Raw genomic sequence first — 22,428 nt, 5'->3', positions numbered from 1 at the left:
GGCATATTGTACTGATTGTGAGCAATAACGCCAGCAGGCCGCCGAAGTAACGCCTCCAGAAATCTCACGATTGAAAAGAATTATGAGTACAATCGGAGAATCGCGATGTCATAGCAGTCTCCTTCCGGCTGCTCGATCAATAACAAGGGATCAGGGATGCTTAAGATATTTACCAGGCCGTTCGCCAAACACCGTTGCTCGCACCGCAAGGCTTCACTTGCGCGCTCAACCGCCTTTCTGCTTTCTCTTGCTGTATTCAGTACCTTCCAGGCCGGCTGCCAACCAGAGGAAGGCGCAAGCTCTGGTTCAGAAAGTACTAAAACCGAAAGCGCGCCGTCACAAACATCTGTTGTTAAAGAAACACAGAGCGCCAGCACGCCTCCCCCGATCAACGATGCGATGTACGCTGATATCCCACTGACAATCGCCTCAGTAAACGAAACCAGTTACGACGGTGGAATGACGGTAGGCATTCGCTTTTCAGCGCCGCTGAGCAGCAATCAGCCTTTTCAGAATTACGTACACATCAGCGGAGAAACGCCCGCCTGGATTCTCTCTGATGACGGCCTGACCCTTTACCTCGCGGATCCAGAGCCCGAGCGCACCTACAAGGTGATGGTTAGCAAAGGCCTAAAAGCACGTAACGGCACTGTCCTGAAGGAGGGAGATAGCGCCAGCGTGACCTTACCCCCAGCGCCACCGTCAGCCACGTTTGCCAGCGACGGCCACTACCTGACCACCGACCTGAGCGTTGGTCTTCCTGTCAACGTTATGAACGCCAGCGAAGTTAACGTCAGTTTCTTCCGGGTTCGCAATGACAATGAAGCCCTGCGACAGATGCTGCTCTGGAAATCATCTGACGCCCTTGAGCACATCTATCGACTTGAGGATATGAACGAGTTCTCTGACTTTGTTTACGATGGCCGTATCGCTCTGACGAGTGACAGAAACCGTCTGCGCAAAGTGAATCTGCCGCTGGCATCGATTGATGCCCTGAAACAACAAGCAGTCTACCTCGCGGTCATGACGATACCGGGTCAATTCAAGTCCAAGCTGTCGACCACCTGGTTTACCGTCAGCGACATCGGTCTGCATATCCGCGAGTACAGAAAGAATATCGGAATTTTCACAAGGGACCTCAACTCAGGGGCCAGCAAATCCAACGTTGAACTCACCGTGATGGCTGGCTATCGCAGCCAGGAGCCCAAGGTGACAACACTTTCGAGCGGTAGCAAAGGATACGTTCAGTATCCGCGGAAGGATTTTTACAACACCATTCTGATCGCACGTGACGAAGATGCGGTGACTCTGATGCACCTCAACAGTGCCTCACTGGACATGTCGGACTTCGATTCCGGCACCCGCCCCTACCGCGACACCGAGCTATTCATGTACGGCCCACGAGACCTGTACCGCGGCGGTGATACCGTATACATCAACGGGCTTTATCGTGATGCCGATGGCAAAGCCCAACCAGACAGTCTTCTGACCTATTACCTACGCCGACCTGATGGAACCCGCAGCGATAAAGTGACCTGGCGCAGCACGGTTCCCGGTGTCTATGAATTTTCTACGACACTGGCCGACGACGCCCCGACGGGCCAGTGGAGCTTTAACGTCACAGAACCGAATGGCAGCACCCACCGGTATAACTTTCAGGTCGAAGATTTTATGCCAGAACGCATGAAACTGGAGTGGAATCCCGATCAGAAATCCGCGGTATTCAGTACACAAGATCCGATAAAAATTGATGTGCTCGGCAGCTACCTGTATGGCGCTCCGGCAGCCGGCAACAACTTTGAAGCCGATTTCAGTTTACGTCCGACGGCGCATCCATTTCAGCAATGGCCCGAATTCCATTTTGGAGATCCGAAGCAGGACGACTGGATTCAGTCTCTGCCAGCGCGGGAAACCAGATTAAGCGATAAGGGCGAGCTGACACTGCACCCTGCAATCACCTGGAAAGAGGCCCGTGTGCCACTGGCCCTCAAAATCACCGGCAGCCTTTTTGAAAGCGGAGGCCGCCCGGTTGTCCGCTCTCATACCGTAAGCATCGTGCCAGAGGGGCAACTTGTCGGCATTCGCCCGCTTTTTAAAGACAGAGCGAACACCAACGCCCCCGCCAGCTTTGAACTGATCAGCACCAACAGTAAAGGTGAACTGGTTGACAGCACATCACTGGAGATGACGCTGACAAATATCACTTTGGAAACCCGCTGGAAGCGAGACGACAACCGCGGCTGGCATTACGAAGAGCAGCGTCGTAATGTGCGCGAACTGAGTCTGCCAGTAACCACCAATAGTGAAGGTCCGGTGACGGTTCAGGTACCTGTACAGTGGGGCGAATACCTTCTCGAAATTCGCGACACCAATACAAATCTGAGTACACGCGTTTACTTTAACGCTGGCCATCGCTGGTACTGGCAGTCACAGGAGCAGGCAGCACGCCCGGACCAGGTCAGCCTCGCTTTCGATAAAGAAAGTTACAATGCCGGTGACAACGCACGTCTGAAAATCACACCACCCGCAGCCGGCCGCTCGCTGGTGCTGATTGAAGCTGACCAGTTACTCTTCCGTACGGAAGCCGATATTCCTGCAGAAGGCGGCTGGGTGGATATTCCAGTCAGCAAAGACTGGCAGCGCCATGACATCTATGTGTCAGTCATCCACTTACAGCCCTCTGACGCTCAACAAAGAATCACCCCTACACGCTCGGTTGGATTGATTCACCTGCCGCTCAACAGAGAATCTGAACGACTGAACATTGAAATTCAGACACCAGAGAAATGGCTGCCCGCGAAAACAGAGCAGGTCACACTCGACATATCATCGGAGAAACCAGTGAGCCGCGCCTGGGTGACTCTGGCAGCCGTCGATAGCGGCATTCTGTCAATCAGCCGCTTTAAAACACCCGAGCCTTTCGAGTTTTTCTTCGGCCCACGCCGCTTCTCGGTTGATGCAAAGGACATGTACGGAAAGCTCATCGACCTGAACAATAACCGCACTGGAGAAATCCGCTACGGTGGTGATGCAGACCTGGCTCGCGGTGGTGATCTCGCACGTTCAGAGATTCAGATCATCTCCCTGTTCAGTGGCATGGTAAACGTAGAAAACGGACAGGCCGTTATCCCTGTCTCCATGCCCGACTTCAATGGTCAGATTCGCCTGATGGCATTGGCCTTTGATGAGAGCAGAGTCGGCAGCTCGGATAAAGAAGTGACGGTGGCCGCGCCAGTTGTAACACAGTTATCTCTGCCCAGATTTATCGGCGCTGGGGATACATCCAGCGTTGCACTGGATATCACGAATATGACAGGTGCAGGCAGCGATTTCGAGGTCACTCTGTCAGCCTCGGGGCCGGTGCAGGCCGACGCACTGACGCAAACACTTTCGTTGCAGGAACAACAGCGCTCTACACTGCTCTTCCCCTTCACCGCAACAGGTGCCGGGCGCATTGTCTTCCGTACAGAGGTCTGGCATCAGGGCAAAATAGTGATTGATCGTGAGTGGGGACTTCAGAGTCGATATCCGTATCCGGCCCAGACCTTCCGCGAATACGATGTACTCGAAACGGGCGCATTACTGACAATGAACTCTGACGTATCCTCGGGCTGGCTGAGTGATTCGATTGTTGCCGCGGTGTCTGCAAGCAGCTCCGAAAACCTGAATGCTGAAGAGCGCATGGCTCGTCTGCTGCGTTACCCATACGGTTGCGTCGAACAAACCACCAGCTCAACCTATCCATGGCTCTATGCAAGCGACGAACAGATCATGCGCCTGAAAGACTCGATAGACGGTGAATTAACCCGAGCCAATGCCATAGCCAGTGGCCTTGCCCGCATCGCTACACGGCAGAAACCAAATGGAGGATTTGGTCTGTGGCGTCGTGAAGATGCAGACGAACAGCACTGGCTGGCGGCTTACGTTGCTCAGTTTATGACGGATGTGCAGGCTGCGGGCTATCAGGTTGATAACGATGTTTTGGGCAAAGTATTGATTCGACTTCGGGAATATTCGCGTAACAAGGCACAGCTGCGCGAACTCTGGGCCGAAGACGTCGACCTTTACCGCTTTACCTATCAGGCCTTCGCACACTTTATTCTCGCGCAGCACAACATAGCGTCACTGGCGGATATCCGGACGACCGCGGCCTACGTGCCTGAGAATGCAGGTGGTCTGGCACTGTTGCATCTGGCAATCGCTGCAAAACTACAGGGAGACAATCGCCTTGCAACTGAGCTTTACCACCAATCTCAAAGACAACAGCCGATACGTCCATACATCGGTGATTACGGCTCAGAACTGCGCGACAAAGCTCAACAGGCCCGACTGATCTGGAAATACGACCTGGATAAGGCCCGCCCTGTTAAATTAACGTCCGAAGTAGCAGAAGCGATACGCAGCCGCCGCTACCTGAGCACGCAAGAGCAGATTGCCATCGTGCAGCTGGCAGATGAACAACAGAAGCACACTGGCGAGAAGTGGGAACTGATGCTGCTGAGCGCCGGGAAAGAGCAGACACTGACCGGCACTGAGCCTACACGGCTAGTATTACGGGGAAAAGATGCTACCGACCTCAGCCTCACCAATATCGGCGATAAAAATCTCTATGCGGCGCTGACCTATCAAGGATACGGGGCCACGCCTCCGGAAAAACAATCGTCCGGCGATGTCAGCGTAACCCGCAATTACTGGAACATGGAGGGAGAGAAAATCGGTACGGATAATACTTTAACCATGAATACCGGAGACATGGTTATTGTTGAGCTGCTGGTTTACTCGAAAAAGTATCGCCCTGACCTGCTGATGGTCGACCTTCTTCCCGCGGGTCTGGAGATCGAAAACCAGAACCTGCCCGACAGTACAAAACTGTCCGACATTATTATCGATGGTGAGAAGATTGGTCAGCACCTACAGAGTGCAGGCGTGGTTCACGAAGAGTTCCGTGATGACCGCTATGTCGCGGCACTTCGCACCGGTGGTAGCCGCTACTATGGTACGCGTCCTGCGCGCATGTATTACATCGCACGGGCAGTGACACCGGGCACTTACAAAGTCCCGAATCCGCTCCTTGAAGACATGTACGACCCGGAGGTTCGCGCCGTTGGCAGCACCATTGAGGAGCTGGTCGTTCAGCCGCGCTAGGATGTTAAGAAGAGCGAAAAACGCCTTGTATTTATCTGCAAGAAAGAGGGTCTCCCTCTTTCTTGCTGTTTTTATTGGCGTTCCGTTACTTCTTGATCTGCTGTTCCCAATACCCGACCCGGCAACGTCAGGCGAGGGCTTTACTCAGGTCGTGACCGACAGAAATAATCAGATCTTACGAGCCTTTCCCGATAAAAATGGAGTGTGGCGCTACCCGACCTCCCCGGATAAGGTATCACCCGATTATCTGAATACCTTACTCAGTTACGAAGATCGCTGGTTTTATTATCACCCGGGTATTAACCCGATCTCTCTGGTAAGAGCAGCCATCCAGAATGCTCAGTGTGACTGCATCGTCTCCGGTGGTTCAACGATTACAATGCAGGTCGCACGAAGACTGTCTCCACACGATCGCAGCATCGGTGGAAAATTTAAGCAAATGCTCAGAGCTTTACAGCTGGAGTGGCATTACAGCAAAGAAGAAATTCTCACACTTTATCTGAATTACGCCCCCATGGGCGGTGTGATTGAAGGGGTCGCGGCGGCAAGCCAGATGTACCTTGGTAAATCCGCCGACCAGCTGAGTCTGGCTGAGAGCGCCTTGCTAGCGGTGCTGCCCCAGGCGCCTTCCCGTCTGAGGCCCGATCGTCACCCGCAACGAGCCAAAGCAGCCCGCGATAAAGTTCTCCAGCGTCTTTTTTTGCAAGGACAGATCACACAGGAGCAACTTCATTATGCTCAACTTGAAAATATCATTGCCCTGCCTTTATCAACACCTCAGCTCGCGCCTCTGTTAAGTCGCCAACTGGTGGACGATTACCCCGATGATGCAGTCATCAAGACAACGCTGGACGGTGAACTGCAACACGAATTACAGGCACTGCTGGCGGAAGAAATTCAGCGTTTTCCTGAGCATCAATCCGCGGCAATTCTGTTGGTCGATAATCATGAACGCAGCGTGAAAGCCTACCTCGGCTCCGCCGACTTTACCGACAACAGCCGCTTCGCCCACGTCGATATGATTCAGGCAACACGATCTCCCGGTTCAACGCTCAAACCCTTTATTTATGGATTGGCCATGGAACAGGGTTTGATCCACAGTGCCAGCCTGTTGCGGGACGTTCCGCGACATCTACGCAGCTATCAACCAGAGAATTTCGCTCATTCGTTCAGCGGGCCCGTCGACGCCACCACGGCGCTACGGCAGTCACTCAACTTACCTGCAGTACAGGTTCTTGAAGCGTTGGGCCCGGCATCTTTCTCAGCATCACTGGAAAATGCCGGAACGCCCTATGTTGTTCCCGGTGATGGAAAACCCAGTCTTGCACTGGCTTTGGGAGGTGGTGGTTTCAGCGCCTGGAAATTAGCGACCCTGTATTCAGGTCTGGCAAACGGCGGAGAGGTACAGCCCCTGAAGCTGATTAACCCTCAGGCCCCCGAGCCCGAAGCGACGCATCAGGATAAACGCTGGCTACTGAGCCCTGAAGCTTCCTGGGTAACTCTTAACATGCTGCGCCAGCCTCGCCCGGGACGCATTCGCAGTTCTGCAGTGATGAGTAGCCACCCCCAGATGGCCTGGAAAACTGGAACCAGCTACGGCTACCGTGATGCATGGGCGGTGGGCGTCACGCCCCAATACACTATGGTCGTCTGGTTTGGCCGCCCGGACGGCACGCCCAGCCCCGGTCAATACGGCGCCGTCACAGCTCTTCCACTATTATTCCGCCTGCAGCAACGCCTGGCCCCTTCCCCTGACTGGCCTCCACAACCCGCGGATGTGACAACCAAAACCATATGCTGGCCAACGGGAAAATTGGCCAGCGAAACGCCGGCGGGCCACTGTCATCGGGCGCATACCGCGACTCTGATCCGTGATCAGATACCTCCGACATTACGCGATATGGATGCTGACGGCACCGCTCCGGGTATTCTCACAATCAGGCTGGACAGTCATGGGCAGATGCTAGGTATGGATTGCACTGACCTCAATGGCGAAACCGGATATGAAACCAGAACACTCGCTGTCTGGCCCGGTAACCTGGAACCCTGGATAGCGCCGCACCTCAGACGCTCAGAACAACTTCCAGTAGGTCGCTCCAGTTGCCAACCACCCTCATTAGCTACTGCGCCGCTTCGTATTATTGGTATAGAAGACGGCCAGACACTGATGCCCGCCAGTTTTAAAAAGACTCAGGAACTGCTACTGAATACCCTGGGAGGGATGGGGAACAAAGCTCTGTATCTCAATGGCGTGTACCACTCCGATGCCGACGATTCCGGGTTATTCAGAATCAAGCTCACAGAGCCCGGAGAGCAGGAAGTCATTGTTATCGACTCTCAGGGGACGTTGGCCCGGGTTCTATTCAGATTTGAACTGAAGCCGGTTCAAGCTAACGCCCACTGACCGAGCGATTGATCGAAGGCAGTACCGAGGCGTCCTCCGGCAACTTGAACACAAGGTCATCCGGCAACGGCATATCTTTATCCATTTCGAGACGAATGGTGACGCGGCGGTTCTCTGCCCTACCCTTAGCAGTCGCATTGTTAGCGACGGGATAGCGGCTGCCATGAAAACGCGTGGTAATAATCTCAGGCGCGATACCTTTCACCAGAAAATAGCGCTCTACAGCTTCGACACGTCGCTTGGAAATTTGACGGTTATCATAGCGACGCCCGACGTTATCGGTATGACCATCCAGATACACAGCACTGATCCGTGGATCATTCTTGATGTAGTAAATAATGCGGTCGAGGTTGTCCAGATCGTCCTGAGCCAGAGCCTCCTGTCCGCTTTTGAACAGAACCTTCGATCGCTCCACCTGATCGAAATTCACATCCAATAGCTGCGACGAACACAGAATGTAGTCCTGAAAGGCCTTCTCAAACTCGACCGCTGATACCTGCACCTGAATAAAGCGACCACTGTCGTAGTAAGTCTCATGGCTGACTGTGGGCATCCGCCCCTCACGCAAGGCATGCATAAATTGATTAGAGCGGCCAAAATCCAATGCCAGAACCGGCGATGCTTTCTGCATCGGCACCAGCCCCAGTCGCTCTGAGCGCGTCGAAGGCTGCCACGGCGGTGGTGCAATACTCACCCGTGCGGGGGTTGTCGACATCAGGTTACGGCGGGTTTCCAGCATAAAGGTTACATCCTCACCCGCTCGTTGCCGGAAAACAGCCGTACCGTAGCCGGGTATCGGTTGTTCAAAGCGACACTCAAAAACATTGCCGCTTAGCATCCAGAGCGTATCCTCCGGCCCGCCCGAGAACTTCATCGTCTGCCCCAAAGCGAACACCGGAAGCATCAGGGCTCCGCATGCCAGCAACATCTTCGTTAGGCGTCTCACCGTTGTTGAACCTGCTTGTCAGTCATACTCATAGTTAAGTTATCGGCCCGATTCTCCAAAAGTTGAATGTCAGCTCTAAGAATGCCGGTCGGAATCCGGTACAATAACGGCCATTCTTATCTTCCCACCTAAGTTTAGAACAAGGTCGAGACCATGACTGATCGTCTTACAATTACCCGCCCTGATGACTGGCACCTGCACCTTCGCGATGGCCCTGTCCTGCAGTACACCGTTCCGGCGACCGCACGGGTCATGAAACGGGCGATCATCATGCCAAACCTGCAGCCACCAGTGATGAATGCTGAGCAAGCACATGAGTACCGTCAGCGCATCATGTCGAAGGTGCCACAGGGGCTGAATTTTGATCCTCTGATGGTGTTGTACCTTACCGACAACACTACGCCGGAGATGATTAAAGAAGCTGCAGAAGCTGGCCATATCGTGGCGGTTAAGCTGTACCCAGCAGGTGCGACGACGAACTCAGCTTCCGGTGTTACTGATCTGGGCAAGCTCGACGAGCTGGCTGATGCCCTGACCGAGCATGACATCAAGTTACTGGTGCATGGTGAAGTGACACACAGTGACGTCGATATTTTCGATCGGGAGAAGCGCTTCCTGGATGAAATTCTGTCGCCTCTCGTCAGTCGCAATCCTGACCTGAATATGGTCGTTGAGCACATCACAACAAAGGATGCTGCTGAATTTGTGAAAAGTCAGGGCGACAATGTTGCTGCGACCATCACCGTTCAGCATCTGGCGTATAACCGCAATCACATGTTGGTCGGTGGCATCAAACCGCACTACTACTGCCTGCCTATTCTGAAACGCAACATCCACCAGCAGGCATTGCAGGATGCCGTCGTCAGTGGCAGCAGCAAATTTTTCCTGGGCACGGACAGTGCGCCTCACGCTAAGGGCGCAAAAGAAAGTGCCTGTGGCTGCGCGGGTTGCTACACCGCCTATGCTGCGATCGAACTCTACGCAGAAATCTTCGACGACCTTGGCGCTCTGGATAAACTTGAAGGTTTCGCCAGCCACTATGGTCCCGACTTTTATGGATTGCCACGCAACTCCGATGAAATTACATTGATTAAAAAGGACTGGCAGGCTCCACATGAGTTGCCTTTCGGTGACGATGTCATCGTTCCACTTCGTGCAGGCGAAACCCTGCGCTGGAAAATCGACTACTGACACCGGACAACTAAGGACCGACATGACAATTGAAGAGAAACAGGAAAAGTCGTTGATGGCACAACGCTTCCGCGGGTTTTTACCCGTGGTAGTCGATGTGGAAACCGGTGGTTTTAATGCCGACAGCGACGCCCTTCTCGAAATCGCTATGGTTACCCTGAAAATGGATGACGATGGCTATCTGCACCCGAACGAAACGCTGAGTGCAAATATTCACCCATTCGATGGCGCAAACCTCGAACAGGAAGCGCTCGATTTCACCGGTATTGATCCATTCGATCCAGAACGGGATGCTGAATTTGAAATTGATGCACTCACGCCCATGCTGCAGACCGTACGTCGTGAAATAAAGCACTATGGCTGTAACCGAGCGGTACTGGTGGGACATAACGCGCACTTTGATCACGGCTTTCTGCGTGCAGCGATAGATCGCAACGACATCAAGCGTGATCCGTTTCACCCATTCTCGTCGTTCGATACTGCGTCTATTGCAGCGATCGCGTTGGGGCAGACGGTACTGGCTAAATCCTGCAAGGTCGCCGGTATTGAGTTCGACAACAACGAAGCTCACAGCGCGGCGTACGATACCTTCAAAACCGCTGAACTGTTCTGCTACATCGTTAACCGCTACAAAGACCTTGGCGGCTGGCCATTAGCAGAAGACGACGCCTGATGGATCACGAGTTCTGTTACGACGAATCAGGCGAACTGGTTGTTCGTCTCGACATGGGGCAGGAAGTCACTGCCCTGTGGCTGAACACCGACATCATTCCCAAACGGGACATGACGTTTGCCCTGCTCGATCTGATTAATGATCTCGAAAGTGGCACCTTTAACGAAAAGCTTCTGGCCACGCCAAAATTTGAGGTTATGTTCAGCGAGGGTGAAGTCAATGTCACCCGCCTTACCGCGGACAGTGACGACGACCTGGATGAAGACGCAGGGCTCAGCACAATGGAGCTGACGTCAGGATGCGGCCTGGAAGACTTAAAAGCCGTTGTTGAAAGCTGGATTCAGTTCCGTTACTGATACTCAGGAAACAACCGGTTAAACGCCTAATTAGACAGACTGTCTCAGAAACTCACCTTTAAGCACACTGTCTTCCCGTTAGTATGAAATAAATTATTTACTAACAGGAGCCGGTCAATGAGTGACACTACCTACACGCCCCCCGAGGTCTGGACCTGGAAACCAGGCAACGGCGGTCAGTTCGCAAATATTAATCGCCCTGTTTCTGGTGCAACTCACGATAAGGTTTTGAGCAAAGGCGAACACCCTCTACAGCTTTATTCACTGGCTACACCTAATGGAGTGAAAGTGACTATTCTGCTGGAAGAGCTGCTTGCCGCCGGCGAAAAAGGCGCCGAATACGATGCCTGGCTGACGAACATTCTCGAAGGTGATCAGTTCGGCTCCGGGTTTGTTGAAGTAAACCCTAATTCGAAAATTCCAGCATTAATAGACGAGTCAGGTGAGACCCCGGTACGGGTTTTCGAATCGGGCTCAATTCTGCGCTACCTGGCAGAAAAATTCGGACGCTTTATTCCGGAAGCTCATGCTGCCCGGACCGAATGCTTTAACTGGCTTTTCTGGCAAATGGGCGCGGCGCCGATGCTTGGCGGTGGTTTTGGGCATTTCTACGCTTACGCCCCGGAAAAATACGAATACCCGATTGAACGATTCACGATGGAAGTTAAGCGCCAGCTGGATGTGCTGGACAAACACCTCGCCAACAATACTTATATGGCAGGCGATGAATACTCGATTGCCGATATCGCTATCTGGCCCTGGTATGGCGAGCTCGCTCAGGGCAACCTGTACGAGGCTGGAAAGTTTCTCGACGTCACGTCCTACGAGCACCTGCAACGCTGGACGAAACTAATTGCTCAACGCCCAGCGGTCGAACGTGGCCGCAAAATTAACCGAACCTGGGGTGAGGCATCAGAGCAGATCCCCGAGCGTCACTCCAGCAAAGATATGCCAGAGTGAGCTGGTACGTGTAGTTAGTGGCTTCTGCTGACTGCACTCTTAGTCGCGAATATCCCAGGCTTCAATGGCCTGGAGATATTCGCCCATATCATGATCTTTGATTCCGTCAATGCCAGCTTCACGCAGATCGCTGAGAGCGCCATCGACATAATCAAGAAAACGAAACCAGAAACCTGATTCGCGATAAATTTCTTTTTCTTCAGAAATATAAAGATAACTGCCAATATGGCTGTAGCCCATCACCCGGGCAGGCACGCGTGTCACGATATCGTTGTTGTTGTGGAATCTGAAAAAACGCGACTTGCACTCCATATTAAATATCTGAGCAGTCTCTCGTGTCATCGCCCGCGGCTGGCCAAAGGTATAAACACTGGTGAAGGGTTTGTCCATCTGCACAAAGTGCGCGGCAGCAATCGTCGCCATGGCTCCCCCGAGGCTATGCCCAGTCAGAAAAACAGGGCGCTTTTTCTCACTCTGTAGCTCAAGACAACGCGCAAACATAGGCGCCCAGACATCTTCGCAACACAACCAGAAACCACGATGAAATTCGCCAAAGAGCTGCGGTGTAGAAAACGCATTAAGGTTATCAAGCCAATCAGCTAATTCGTTTGTGCCGCGAAACGCCATACACAGATAATCGTCGTGTTCGACGAGAGCAGCTTGCGCCGAGTTCTTATCAACTCCCATAACAGAGCGAAAGCCGTCATCATCTTGCTTAAGCCCAGCCAGAATCGTGGCTTCATTAGGCAGTTGATCACAATCAGAAGTGCACTCGTATACTGCCTCAGCAATACGCGCCATCCAGTAAGCATTATGTTTGTCGAGTTTGGTGTTATACGGTGAGATCGCTCGCATTGGACTGTCCTTAGCTGCTCTTCTATAAGTCAAAGAGCAGATATATGACAGCGGCGAATAACAGGTCTATGACACTCTGCTCTGGCTCAGCCACTCAATAGGTGAGACACGACAATTGACCTGCATTGACCACCAATAATGCGACATACTATTTTTAGTGGCGTGCTGCGACCACCCCAAAAGAAAGGGAAATTAATGAATAGCGAGCAGTTCCCAGAGGCTGCTGCGCCCCCCCAGAGTCAGCTCCACTTCATCGCCGATCTGCAAGCCACTCAGGCGCCGGGTTATTGGTGCTTCCTGATTAACCACCAGTATCTTCTGACCTTCAAATTCCAGTTCCCGGCCACCAACAGGAGCAATAAATATGTTTCTTTCCTCGTCGTTTTCAGAAAGCAGTGCCACACAGGCGCCCATCCGCACCGAGTCATACTCACTGAAATCCGGAGCGACCCAGCGGCTCAGGTTTATTCTGGCCTGTTGCAGTTGGAGAATTCTCTCAGACTGCCCATGGGCGAGATAAGCCGCCTCCAGCGCCAGAGTATCGTACTGGTTCTCGGGCTTATTTTCGCCATGCGAGGCCGTTGCATGTGCCTCACCTGCGGCCGCTAATGCGGCATTGATCTCTTCGTCGAGTGATCTCAGTAACGCGTCTTTAAGTAATTGTTTATTCAACTATTTATCCCACCAGCACTGTGTCATCATCGACGTAAATTCCCAGATTCGGAACTGCCTTATGACTCTGCAGAAGTATAACGCACTGCGCGAGCAACTGAGCGATACTCAATACCTGTCGGTAGAAATGCGCGATGCTCTGCCAGTGATCCTGGTTCGCCATACCGACTTCAGTGCAGATCTGGCGATACAAGGCGCACAGCTGCTGCGCTTTGCCGTCCAGAGCGAAGAGTGGCTCTGGCTAAGCGAGGCTGCAGAATATAAAACCGGCACCTCTCTGCGTGGTGGAATCCCCATCTGCTGGCCCTGGTTCGGTGATGCTGCTAAGAATCCGTCATCTGTGGCAGCACATATCACCGGTGACAATGCACCAGCACACGGCTTCGCCCGCTCTCAGGACTGGAGCTTGACCTCTGTCGCTGAATCTGACTCAGACATTGTACTCAGCCTGTCTCTTGAGAATCCCGCACACCCAGCCTGGAACGGCGAGGCCTCACTTAAACTTGAGATAACCATGTCGGCTTCCGCGCTGACACTGGCTCTCACAACAACTGCCAGGCAGAAAAAGGTCACAGTCTCTCAGGCCTTGCATACCTATTTCCCTACGACCGATATTAACCAGACCAGCATCGCCGGACTTGAAGATGAGTCATATATCGATGCCCTCGATGGCTGGGTAACCAAAACGCAGAACGGACCTGTTGCATTCGTCGAAGAAACCGACCGGATTTACGCGGTGAGCCGCGATCTCACCCTGAAATCTCCCGGCTCAACCATGATTTTAAGCGGAAATAACCGCACTGCGATTGTCTGGAACCCGTGGATTGATAAAGGAGCACGCCTGAGTCAGTTTGAGAATGACGCCTGGAAAAACATGTTCTGCGTTGAGTCCGCGGATGTTATGGACGCCGCAGTATCGCTTGAGCCTGGCGAAAGCCATACTTTGCGCATGACCCTGGTTAACCGATCAATTTAGCCCGACGGTTTGATTTGGCATAGGCGGCAGTGAGGTATTGCGCCGTCACCTGATCCAGTGTGTGAATGTGCTGAGTAAACCATTCAGGTAATATGTCCTGCAGGTACCTGAGCAATGGCTCAATGTCCTGAGCCGCGACATATCCCTTGAGAAGCTCAGTCATCTCCAGCAACACACGATCGTGCTGTTTCTTGTGTAATTCGAAACCTGGAAAGTGCGTCCTCTGCATTTCACGCTCTTCGTGTGCAAAATGCTCCTGGCAATGCTGAACTAGCCGTTTGAAGTGCTGAATCGAGAAGGTGCCCATCGTAAGCGCTTGTTCTGCATCATTCATGAGTCCCACAAAGGTCTCGTGTTCACGATTCATAAACTGAACAGACAACTGCGGGTAATCCCAGAACATCATGGACATAACTGCCCCCCCGAATTAATACCCTTATCAACAGGCTCTATTGTGTCCTAATTGGAGGGCATTGGCTTGATGTGAATCAAGCAGCGTGACAAATCCGGACAATTCGCCAAAAGCAGGCTAATAGCACTTAACAAGTAAGATGAGCAAATTAACAGTACTGCGCCACATCAACGATCGTACGCCGTAACCAACGATGCGCCTGATGATGCTGTAGCAAGGGGGACCATGCCATCTTGAGCTCGAACGGAGGAATCTTAAACGGAGGCTCTTTCACCTGCAGAGATGCTGACTCTGCCTGCATATCGGCTACCTTCCGAGGCAAAGTAGCAACCAGGTCATTGTTGAGCGCGAGTAACGCTGGCATCTGATAATGACGGGTAAATACAGATATTTTTCGTTTATGCCCCAACTTAGATAATGCATTGTCTACCCAACCCAGGCGCACGACCTTTTCCGGATCGATACCGACACCTGCGCCCATACCAGTTTTACTTACCCAGATATGCTTACTCGCCAGGTACGCGTCCAGATCAAATCGGTCAACATTGGGATGGTCTGGATTCACCAGACAGACGAAGTCATCCTGCCAGAGCGCCATCTGGTGAAAGGATTGAGGCATCTCATCAAAGCGGTTAATTGCCATATCGACTTTACCTGCTTCGACATCTTTAAACGTCACATCAGAAGGGGTGAGTACATCGAGAATAACATCGGGGGCATCACTGCGCAGACGCTTCACCAACTCCGGCACCAACGTAGATTCAGCGTAGTCACTCACCATAATCCGGAAAACGCGATGGCTGATTCTTGCGTCGAATTCCTCTTGAGGTTGCAGCGCCATCTGTAGCTCGCCCAAGGCTTTACGGATTACTGGCTGTAGCTCCTGAGCACGCTCTGTTGCTGTCATACCATCAGAAGTTCGCACCAGCAGAGGATCGCCAAACAGGTCTCTCAGTCGACGTAATCCATTACTCATAGCGGGCTGGGTAATGCCCAGCTGTTGAGCAGCTTTGGTTACGCTGCCTTCGCGAAGCAATACATCAAGATAAACGAGAAGATTGAGGTCAATACGATCAAGATTCATAGCAATGCAACGCAATAGGACATAGTCGCGAAGGGTACACTATTCATCTGAAGAATGAAAAAAAGAGAACTATTGATTAGGGTAATAGTTAGAGAATATCTCGTCCTGCGTGGCTCGTATGTCAATTTTGGCGAGCCCTTGATTAAGGATTTCAGCAAGGTCAGCGCTGCCCTCGTTGAAACAGACGTAGAGAGACTTTATCTCCAGCAGCGTTTGATGAAACAACAACTGATCCTGTACTGCATTGAGTTCCGGATTCGTTGCCAGTAAATAAGCGAATACGTGTTGATCAATAACCGAGAGATCAACCCGGCCGTAAACGAGTTTCATCAGATTGGTAACATCTGTCATAGCTTCACTGACATTCAGGGTCTGTTCAATAACCAGTTCATCAAACTCTATGGTATTGGCATACCCCTGAACGGTGCCTATGGTGTATGGCGTCAGATCCTCGAGCTTTTTCCAGTCGACTACCATATCAACCCTCTCTGCAAGGCCAAGAGGCCCGTATCCAACCGGATCCGAAAACACGATGCCCTCATTGACGTCTTCACGATAATACTCCGGGAAGAAACCATCCAGGCCGTAACTGCCATCGCTGCCCATTTTGACGGCTCTCTCCCATGGGTAAAAAATTACCTGAAGCTCATATCCCATGGCTGCAAAGGCACGACGCACTACTTCTGTAGTCGCCCCTTGATTCTTGAGTGTCTTACTGGTGTATGGCGCCCATTCCAGAGAAGCGAGTCGTACGACCTTTTCTTCTGCGACCGCAGAGAACGACATTCCCAGCATAAAAGCCAGAGAAACTACAATCCGACTCAACATAAGCCCTGTCCTGAATGAATAACTACTGGTTAAGAATATGCTAAACATATAAGAACGCCTCTCTTTTGTCTGTAAAGACAGTCAGAGAGGACAAAAAAACGGAGCCCTGAGGCTCCGTTTTCTGTCACAGATGGCGGTGTTACAGAGATCAGTCGAGATGCTCTACACGGATGCGGGTGATCTTGCCATGTGTACTGTCGAGGTTTTCAACGGCCTCGATCGCAGCGTTCATACGCGCTTCTTCCACTTTGTGGGTCAGAATAATGATCTGAGCCAGGTCGTTTTCCATACGCGGCTCTTTCTGAATCAAGGCTTCGATGTTGATGTCGTGCTCGCTCAGCGTGGTCGCTATGCTTGCCAGTACACCAGTACGGTCCTGAACCTGGATGCGCAGGTAGTATGCAGTTTCTACCTGTTCGATCGGCAATACACGCAAGTTATCAATGCTTTCACTGTCGAACGCCAGGTGATTCACACTGGCAGAAGCAGGTGCTTCGAGTGTGCGTGCGAGATCGATCACATCAGCGACCACGGCAGATGCAGTAGGTCCAGCGCCTGCGCCAGCACCTACGTACAGGGTATCGCCTACGGCATCACCATTTACGGTCACAGCGTTAAGTACGCCGTCGACTTTGGCAATCGGACGGTGCTCAGGGATCAGAGTCGGATGCACACGCAGGTCAATGCCCTTCTCGGTGCGGCTGCTGATCCCGAGGTGCTTGATGCGATAACCCAGCTCTTCTGCGTATTCAACGTCCTCTGGAGCCACTTTGCTGATACCTTCGGTATAGCAATGCTCAAACTGAAGCGGGATACCATAAGCGATCGACGCAAGAATGGTTAGCTTGTGTGCAGCATCAATACCTTCAACGTCAAACGTCGGATCAGCTTCGGCATACCCCAGCGCCTGGGCCTCTGCCAGTACGTCGGCAAAATCACGGCCTTTGTCACGCATTTCGGTCAGGATGAAGTTACCGGTACCGTTAATGATACCTGCAAGCCAGTTAATATGGTTTGCCGCCAGACCTTCACGAATGGCCTTGATGATCGGAATGCCACCGGCGACAGCGGCTTCGTACATCACAGACACGCCTTTCGCTTCCGCAGCAGCAAAGATTTCAGAGCCGTAAACGGCGATCAGAGCCTTGTTCGCAGTGACGACATGCTTGCCGTTTTCGATGGCGCCCATCACTACGTCTTTTGCTACGGTGTAGCCACCAATCAGTTCGACCACGATATCGATATCAGGATTGCTGATGACGTCGGCAACATCTTCTGTCGTCTTAACCGAGCCGATTTCCACCGCCGGGTTTGGATGACGCATGGCAACCTGCTCGATAATAATGTCCCGACCGGCACGGCGTGCAATATCTTTCGCATTATTAGTCAGTACGTTAAATGTACCACCGCCAACTGTACCTAAACCGCAGATACCTACTTTTACCGGTTTCAAGATCAAATCTCCTGTCAGGTCGATCAGACATGGCTTGTTACCATGCCCATAAGGGTTTGGGGCATAAATGTATCATATTAGAGGCTGGACGAAATCCCTGAGGGTATAAATTACTGCATTAGAATAGGAAGCCTCATAAGCCTGTGATAACGTTTCTGATCTAAAAATAATTCGTAAGGATCAAGCATGCCTGACTTTCTCGTTCTGACCGTCATTGCTGACGATAAACCAGGGATTGTAGAGAAGTTGTCTTCTGTGATTGCCGATCATCACGGCAATTGGCTCGAAAGCCGCATGGCTCAGATGGCAGGCAAGTTCGCAGGTATCCTGCGCATCAGTATTGATACTGAGAACAAGAGCAAGTTAGTCGCCGCTCTGTCCAGCCTCGACAACTCCGGGCTTCTGGTCCGGGTTGAAAATCCGGCCACTCCCCTCGCGTCTAAGGCGACTCACATTGTCAGCCTTAGTGTGGTAGGGAATGACCGCCCGGGCATTGTCAGGGAGGTATCTCAAGCCCTGGCGCAGATAGGCGTAAACGTACTCGAGCTGAGCACCAGTTGCGAACCTGCAGAGATGTCTGCGGTTCCTCTGTTCAGGAGTGAAATTCGCGCCAGTGTACCGGATACCCTGGATCATGATGACGTCAGTGACGCCCTGGAAGCACTCTCAGACGACCTGATGGTTGAACTACAGAACGACTGAACGACTAAACACCCTGATCAGCGGAATCGCTGAACGAGGTCGCGCAGGCCAGTAGACAGACGCCCAATGTCCTGCATCGTCGACGCGGCCTCGGTAGACTGGCTAAGGGACCCCTTAGCCAGCTCAGATACATTTCCGACCTGCTCCGTCATTTCGTTAGTCAGCACCGCCTGACGCTCTGCCGACTCGGCCATTGAGTCCGATACAGTAGCGATATCATCCACAGCGCATGAAATGCTCTTCAGCATCACTTCCATTTCATTCACTTTGCTCAAACCACCGGCTGCCGACTCCGAACCTCCTGCCGCCATGTCGACTGCAGTAGAAACGCTGACCGACAAATCGTTAATCACACGGTGGATATCGCTCGTTGTATCCTGAGTTTTCTGAGCGAGAGTCCGTACTTCATCGGCCACAACAGCAAATCCACGGCCTTGCTCTCCGGCTCGTGCCGACTCAATTGCCGCATTAAGAGCAAGCAGATTAGTTTGCTCAGCAATATCCTCAATGACACCAGCTGCGGCGGAAATCCGTGAGGTCTCTGACTCAATGGTCCGGACCGTCTCCGTAACTTTTTCAGTGATCTCATTCAGGGCTTCAATGGCCTTGTGGGTACTTGATGCCAGGTCTGTCCCTGACTTAACCAGTGTCTGAACCTGAACCGAGTTAGCCGCCGTTTCATGGATGTTTTTGGTCGTTGTTTCGATCGCATTACTGACTTCGCGCATCGCCTCAGTAATACGCTGGCTTTCACCCTGCTGCTTTTCTATCTGGCCGTGCGCACTCATAGACTTACTCAATCCCTCAGCAGTTTTTACCGACATGGCCTGAGCAGCATCTTCGATACGGGTGAGAATAGTATCCAAGCGTGCATTCTGACTGGTGAGTGCCATCGCCACCTGCCCAGCAGCATCATCGCGATTATGATAGACCCGCGCAGCAAGTGGATCGTTAAAGAAACCAGAAGACTGAACCGACAGATCTCTCAAGCGGCGCTTCAGGCGTGCGATAGAAAAGAGCAACACGCCAATCGCTCCAAACGACGCCCCCTCAATGGCTCCATTAACACCATTGATATGAAAGCCCGCAAAAATCATAAGAAGGAGAACAACAGGCAATGTAATCTGCTGTCGGATCTTCTTCAGGCGCTGCTTTCTGAGCCACGACCCATCATTCAGACCACGGTAAGCGGCTTCAGCTCTGGCAATCTGATCCCGGGAAGGTGCAGTACGCACTGACTCATAACCGACCGCAACCCCACCTTCTATGACTGGAGTGACATAGGCGCTGACCCAGTAATAATCACCGTTTTTGCAACGGTTCTTCACCAGCCCCATCCAGGGTGAACCTGCTTTCAGCTCCTTCCACATCGATTCATAGGCTTCGACGGGCATATCCGGATGGCGAACAATATTATGAGGCTGGCCAATGAGCTCCTCACGCGAATACCCGCTAACTTCAACAAAGGCGTCATTACAGTGAACGATCTTGCCCTTCAGATCGGTGGAGGAGATCAACTTCTGATCTTCAGAGAAAGTACGTTCCTTGTCAGTTACGGGTAAGTTCTTACGCATAATGTTTGTCCGGGTGGCCTGTATGAAAAATAGTAGCAGTGTTTCTGATTTGTGAAAGTCAGGCTCGGGAATTGGCATAATCCCATCTGTCCGAATGAGCCGGCCTGTGGAATACTCGCGCCCCATCCGTGTTTTTGAGAAGTGATATTCGTGTCGCACACCTCCGCCAGCCCCGTTGTTTTCAAAGCCGACATGATGTTGTTACTCGTGACCGTTCTTGCAGCGATCAGCTGGATGTTTTCAAAAGAAGCACTCGACGGATTCCCTCCTCTGTTGTTTATCGGCACTCGCTTCCTGTTCGCGGGCTTGCTTTTGGCCATCCCCGGATATTCAGGGCTTAAGAAGTTAACCAAACATCAATGGAAAGCCTCATCGGGCGTAGGAATACTGTTCGGCATCGCTATGAGTACCTGGATCATGGGGCTCTTCTATGCCACACATCTCGGAGAAGGATCTTTTATTACCAGCCTCGCCGTTGTTCTGGTTCCGCTCATTAGTTGGCTGTTCTTCGGTGATGCGATGTCGCGTGCCAGCTGGATTGCTCTGCCTCTGGCATTTGCAGGCATGGGGCTACTCTCATTGCAGCATGGTTTCAGACCTGAACTGAGCCAACTGCTGTTTTTCACCGCTGCACTTTTGCTATCAATGACCTTTATCCTTAACGGAAGGGCTGCGGCGCACGTGCCCGCGCTGGCACTCAGTGCTATTCAGCTATCGATTGTGGGGATCGTTGCTATCGCCCTGTCAGCGGGTGTGGAAGAATGGCCGGATACCTGGACCGCAGACATGTGGTGGTGGCTCCTTCTGAGTGTCACTGTTGGTACGGCTGCGCGCTTTTTTCTGCAGACCTATGCACAGGGTATGACAACGCCCTCGCACGCCGCGGTAATCATGATCGTAGAACCGGTCTGGACAGCGACCTTCGCTGCGCTCTGGTTCGGAGAAACCATGTCTCTCAGCCAACTCTTCGGCTGCTCGCTGATTTTTCTGTCACTCGTGGTAAACCGCTGGAGCGCTGTACGCATGTGGCTAGCCCGGAAAAGCTAGCCCGATAAGCTGATCTTGAGGCCCCCAGTAGTTCTAAGCGGGGCTCGGTGCGAGCAGCGGCCCCTGCCGTGTATCTGAAGAACGCCGATCACCGGCAACAAACAAGACGGCGATGACCCCGAAAATCGGCAAGTGACCCATCACTTCTTCAAGCCCCGAAATAATACCCGTTGAAACAAAGAAGAGACTGACAACAAGAAGTACATAGCGTGTCGCAAGGCCGAGCATGAGCATAATGCCGAAGGCTGCTTCGAACACTCCTGCCGCCAGAGCAAAATGAAGATGCGTGAATTCTGTCCACCCCAGGTATTGCGGAAAATTATAGTAAGGGTGCTCGCTGAGAAAGAAATACGTTGCTGCGGGCTCGTACAACTTGTTGTGAATCGCCAGAACCACCAGCTGGAGTCCGAGGCCTATCGCTTGTTCGGTGGTCTGAGCCATTCAGGGGCGATATCAACACCACTTTCCAGAGTCATCAGAAAGGCTTCAAGTTGTTGTAATTCGTGTGGAAACATACCCAGCGGTAAGATATCCAGATGGTCGTTGGCTCGTTGCAATGGATGGTTGTAGCACTTCAGAACATCGGACAGGCTAGAGAAGATCCCTGAATGCATGTAGGGAGCGGTAGAATTGAGATTACGCAGCGTGGGGACTTTAAAAGCGGCGTTTCGAAAGGCGGCAATCTGAGCCTAAGACTCAGGTAATGGATGAATGGGCGGGATCAGATATGAATTCAGTAACAATTTACCATGCGCGACACCCCGCAGGCTGATCATCTGATCGCCTATCATACGAAGTCGGTCAGCCGGGCCCTGTACCAGTAGCACTGCCAGTGTGTGGGTATCAGTGAGGTTCACACTCAGATTGCTGATCACCTCGTCAATGTACTTGTACTGCAGGTCATAAAGCTTTTTATGTAACCCCGGTATCGAATGGTTATAAACCAGATTTAACGTCCCTGTCATGACCTCATCACCGGACTGCGAGCGATGCTCGTTAATGTCGCGATTAATCATGTCGCAGATGGCCTGCGAGCGGCTGTCAAAACCGCGTCGTGCAACCATTTCATCCAGCCCACTGAGAAGAGACTCGGGCAAAGAGATACTGATGCGACTGAGAGGTTCCTTTTTATTCAATGCTAGTTACTCCG

Annotated in this window: 20 protein-coding genes; 9 read left to right on the top strand and 11 right to left on the bottom strand. The window is 52.2% G+C overall.

The features are described 5' to 3' along the window. Positions 1–156 precede the first annotated feature (156 nt). Positions 157–5,145 (top strand): alpha-2-macroglobulin family protein, encoded by a 4,989-nt coding sequence (locus tag B3007_RS10865; RefSeq protein ID WP_301377577.1) that lies wholly within the window; start codon positions 157–159, stop codon positions 5,143–5,145. A 1-nt stretch (position 5,146) separates the two neighbouring features. Further along, positions 5,147–7,549 carry a penicillin-binding protein 1C gene (gene pbpC / locus B3007_RS10860; protein ID WP_301390989.1) on the top strand — a complete coding sequence of 801 codons (2,403 nt, stop codon included), beginning with the start codon at positions 5,147–5,149 and terminating at the stop codon, positions 7,547–7,549. Here pbpC and B3007_RS10855 read toward each other — a convergent pair. Next, complete coding sequence (locus B3007_RS10855; protein ID WP_301377580.1) at positions 7,536–8,495, bottom strand: flagellar protein MotY; 960 nt, start codon at positions 8,493–8,495, stop codon at positions 7,536–7,538. The two genes, pbpC and B3007_RS10855, sit on opposite strands and share 14 nt — an antisense overlap. Before the next feature lie 153 nt (positions 8,496–8,648). Here B3007_RS10855 and pyrC point away from each other — a divergent pair, with 153 nt between their 5' ends. The 4 genes from pyrC to yghU all read left to right on the top strand — a co-directional run bounded on the left by pyrC (position 8,649) and on the right by yghU (position 11,675). Beyond that, complete coding sequence (pyrC, locus tag B3007_RS10850) at positions 8,649–9,686, top strand: dihydroorotase (RefSeq protein ID WP_076515854.1); 1,038 nt, start codon at positions 8,649–8,651, stop codon at positions 9,684–9,686. A 22-nt stretch (positions 9,687–9,708) separates the two neighbouring features. Beyond that, positions 9,709–10,359, top strand: a complete 651-nt coding sequence (gene rnt / locus B3007_RS10845) for a ribonuclease T (protein ID WP_297532301.1) — start codon at positions 9,709–9,711, stop codon at positions 10,357–10,359. Further along, positions 10,359–10,715 carry a YacL family protein gene (locus B3007_RS10840; RefSeq protein WP_068441355.1) on the top strand — a complete coding sequence of 119 codons (357 nt, stop codon included), beginning with the start codon at positions 10,359–10,361 and terminating at the stop codon, positions 10,713–10,715. The genes rnt and B3007_RS10840 overlap by 1 nt, the downstream gene beginning before the upstream one ends. 117 nt (positions 10,716–10,832) lie before the next feature. After that, the gene (gene yghU / locus B3007_RS10835) at positions 10,833–11,675 is read left to right on the top strand and encodes a glutathione-dependent disulfide-bond oxidoreductase (RefSeq protein WP_301377581.1); all 843 of its coding nucleotides are present in this window, start codon (positions 10,833–10,835) and stop codon (positions 11,673–11,675) included. A gap of 39 nt (positions 11,676–11,714) precedes the next feature. Here the strand turns inward: yghU and B3007_RS10830 are convergent, their stop codons facing one another. Both B3007_RS10830 and B3007_RS10825 read right to left on the bottom strand, forming a co-directional pair. Next, the gene (locus B3007_RS10830) at positions 11,715–12,530 is read right to left on the bottom strand and encodes a lipase family protein (protein ID WP_301377583.1); all 816 of its coding nucleotides are present in this window, start codon (positions 12,528–12,530) and stop codon (positions 11,715–11,717) included. Positions 12,531–12,722: 192 nt separating this feature from the next. Continuing rightward, positions 12,723–13,202, bottom strand: a complete 480-nt coding sequence (locus B3007_RS10825) for a GreA/GreB family elongation factor (protein ID WP_301377584.1) — start codon at positions 13,200–13,202, stop codon at positions 12,723–12,725. 61 nt (positions 13,203–13,263) lie between these two features. On the opposite strand from B3007_RS10825, the gene B3007_RS10820 reads away from it, so the two are divergent. After that, positions 13,264–14,178 carry a D-hexose-6-phosphate mutarotase gene (locus B3007_RS10820; protein WP_301377586.1) on the top strand — a complete coding sequence of 305 codons (915 nt, stop codon included), beginning with the start codon at positions 13,264–13,266 and terminating at the stop codon, positions 14,176–14,178. Here B3007_RS10820 and B3007_RS10815 read toward each other — a convergent pair. From B3007_RS10815 to B3007_RS10800, 4 genes are all read right to left on the bottom strand, one after another. Further along, on the bottom strand, positions 14,162–14,590 hold the full coding sequence (locus tag B3007_RS10815) for a bacteriohemerythrin (protein ID WP_301377588.1): 429 nt from the start codon (positions 14,588–14,590) through the stop codon (positions 14,162–14,164). The genes B3007_RS10820 and B3007_RS10815 overlap by 17 nt on opposite strands. Before the next feature lie 148 nt (positions 14,591–14,738). Then, complete coding sequence (locus B3007_RS10810; RefSeq protein WP_297532311.1) at positions 14,739–15,674, bottom strand: LysR family transcriptional regulator; 936 nt, start codon at positions 15,672–15,674, stop codon at positions 14,739–14,741. Between the two features lie 69 nt (positions 15,675–15,743). After that, positions 15,744–16,502: a substrate-binding periplasmic protein gene (locus tag B3007_RS10805; RefSeq protein WP_301377591.1), complete on the bottom strand. Its 759-nt coding sequence runs from the start codon at positions 16,500–16,502 to the stop codon at positions 15,744–15,746. A gap of 148 nt (positions 16,503–16,650) precedes the next feature. Continuing rightward, positions 16,651–17,955: a homoserine dehydrogenase gene (locus B3007_RS10800; RefSeq protein WP_301377592.1), complete on the bottom strand. Its 1,305-nt coding sequence runs from the start codon at positions 17,953–17,955 to the stop codon at positions 16,651–16,653. A 186-nt stretch (positions 17,956–18,141) separates the two neighbouring features. Between B3007_RS10800 and B3007_RS10795 the strand changes: the two genes are divergently transcribed. Continuing rightward, on the top strand, positions 18,142–18,657 hold the full coding sequence (locus B3007_RS10795) for a glycine cleavage system protein R (RefSeq protein ID WP_301377594.1): 516 nt from the start codon (positions 18,142–18,144) through the stop codon (positions 18,655–18,657). Between the two features lie 17 nt (positions 18,658–18,674). On the opposite strand, the gene B3007_RS10790 is transcribed toward B3007_RS10795, so the two are convergent. Further along, positions 18,675–20,231, bottom strand: coding sequence for a methyl-accepting chemotaxis protein (locus tag B3007_RS10790; RefSeq protein ID WP_301377596.1), 1,557 nt, complete (start codon positions 20,229–20,231; stop codon positions 18,675–18,677). Between the two features lie 150 nt (positions 20,232–20,381). Between B3007_RS10790 and B3007_RS10785 the strand changes: the two genes are divergently transcribed. Continuing rightward, positions 20,382–21,278, top strand: coding sequence for a DMT family transporter (locus B3007_RS10785; RefSeq protein WP_084188840.1), 897 nt, complete (start codon positions 20,382–20,384; stop codon positions 21,276–21,278). Positions 21,279–21,311: 33 nt separating this feature from the next. Here B3007_RS10785 and B3007_RS10780 read toward each other — a convergent pair whose 3' ends face one another. The 3 genes from B3007_RS10780 to nikR all read right to left on the bottom strand — a co-directional run bounded on the left by B3007_RS10780 (position 21,312) and on the right by nikR (position 22,414). Then, positions 21,312–21,719 carry a hypothetical protein gene (locus B3007_RS10780; RefSeq protein ID WP_301377599.1) on the bottom strand — a complete coding sequence of 136 codons (408 nt, stop codon included), beginning with the start codon at positions 21,717–21,719 and terminating at the stop codon, positions 21,312–21,314. Then, a complete protein-coding gene (locus tag B3007_RS10775; protein ID WP_301377600.1) occupies positions 21,692–21,892 on the bottom strand; it encodes a hypothetical protein in 201 nt (66 codons plus the stop codon). Before B3007_RS10775 ends, B3007_RS10780 begins: the two co-directional genes overlap by 28 nt. A gap of 75 nt (positions 21,893–21,967) precedes the next feature. Next, the gene (nikR, locus tag B3007_RS10770) at positions 21,968–22,414 is read right to left on the bottom strand and encodes a nickel-responsive transcriptional regulator NikR (protein WP_068441379.1); all 447 of its coding nucleotides are present in this window, start codon (positions 22,412–22,414) and stop codon (positions 21,968–21,970) included. Positions 22,415–22,428: the final 14 nt, after the last annotated feature.

Source organism: Thalassolituus sp. UBA675 (assembly GCF_002297765.1).
GTDB lineage: Bacteria > Pseudomonadota > Gammaproteobacteria > Pseudomonadales > Oceanobacteraceae > Thalassolituus.
Note: the sequence above shows the minus strand (reverse complement) of the source record. Positions and strands in the feature narration are given on the sequence as shown.

What these genes read in the sequence shown, in the direction of transcription:
- pbpC (WP_301390989.1), top strand. Translation starts at nt 5,147, where the DNA reads ATGTTAAGAAGAGCGAAAAACGCCTTGTATTTATCTGCAAGAAAGAGG.
- B3007_RS10805 (WP_301377591.1), bottom strand. Translation starts at nt 16,502, where the DNA reads ATGTTGAGTCGGATTGTAGTTTCTCTGGCTTTTATGCTGGGAATGTCG.
- yghU (WP_301377581.1), top strand. Translation starts at nt 10,833, where the DNA reads ATGAGTGACACTACCTACACGCCCCCCGAGGTCTGGACCTGGAAACCA.
- B3007_RS10810 (WP_297532311.1), bottom strand. Translation starts at nt 15,674, where the DNA reads ATGAATCTTGATCGTATTGACCTCAATCTTCTCGTTTATCTTGATGTA.
- B3007_RS10820 (WP_301377586.1), top strand. Translation starts at nt 13,264, where the DNA reads ATGACTCTGCAGAAGTATAACGCACTGCGCGAGCAACTGAGCGATACT.
- B3007_RS10775 (WP_301377600.1), bottom strand. Translation starts at nt 21,892, where the DNA reads ATGCATTCAGGGATCTTCTCTAGCCTGTCCGATGTTCTGAAGTGCTAC.
- B3007_RS10830 (WP_301377583.1), bottom strand. Translation starts at nt 12,530, where the DNA reads ATGCGAGCGATCTCACCGTATAACACCAAACTCGACAAACATAATGCT.
- B3007_RS10795 (WP_301377594.1), top strand. Translation starts at nt 18,142, where the DNA reads ATGCCTGACTTTCTCGTTCTGACCGTCATTGCTGACGATAAACCAGGG.
- B3007_RS10780 (WP_301377599.1), bottom strand. Translation starts at nt 21,719, where the DNA reads ATGGCTCAGACCACCGAACAAGCGATAGGCCTCGGACTCCAGCTGGTG.
- rnt (WP_297532301.1), top strand. Translation starts at nt 9,709, where the DNA reads ATGACAATTGAAGAGAAACAGGAAAAGTCGTTGATGGCACAACGCTTC.
- B3007_RS10865 (WP_301377577.1), top strand. Translation starts at nt 157, where the DNA reads ATGCTTAAGATATTTACCAGGCCGTTCGCCAAACACCGTTGCTCGCAC.
- B3007_RS10815 (WP_301377588.1), bottom strand. Translation starts at nt 14,590, where the DNA reads ATGTCCATGATGTTCTGGGATTACCCGCAGTTGTCTGTTCAGTTTATG.
- pyrC (WP_076515854.1), top strand. Translation starts at nt 8,649, where the DNA reads ATGACTGATCGTCTTACAATTACCCGCCCTGATGACTGGCACCTGCAC.
- B3007_RS10840 (WP_068441355.1), top strand. Translation starts at nt 10,359, where the DNA reads ATGGATCACGAGTTCTGTTACGACGAATCAGGCGAACTGGTTGTTCGT.
- B3007_RS10790 (WP_301377596.1), bottom strand. Translation starts at nt 20,231, where the DNA reads ATGCGTAAGAACTTACCCGTAACTGACAAGGAACGTACTTTCTCTGAA.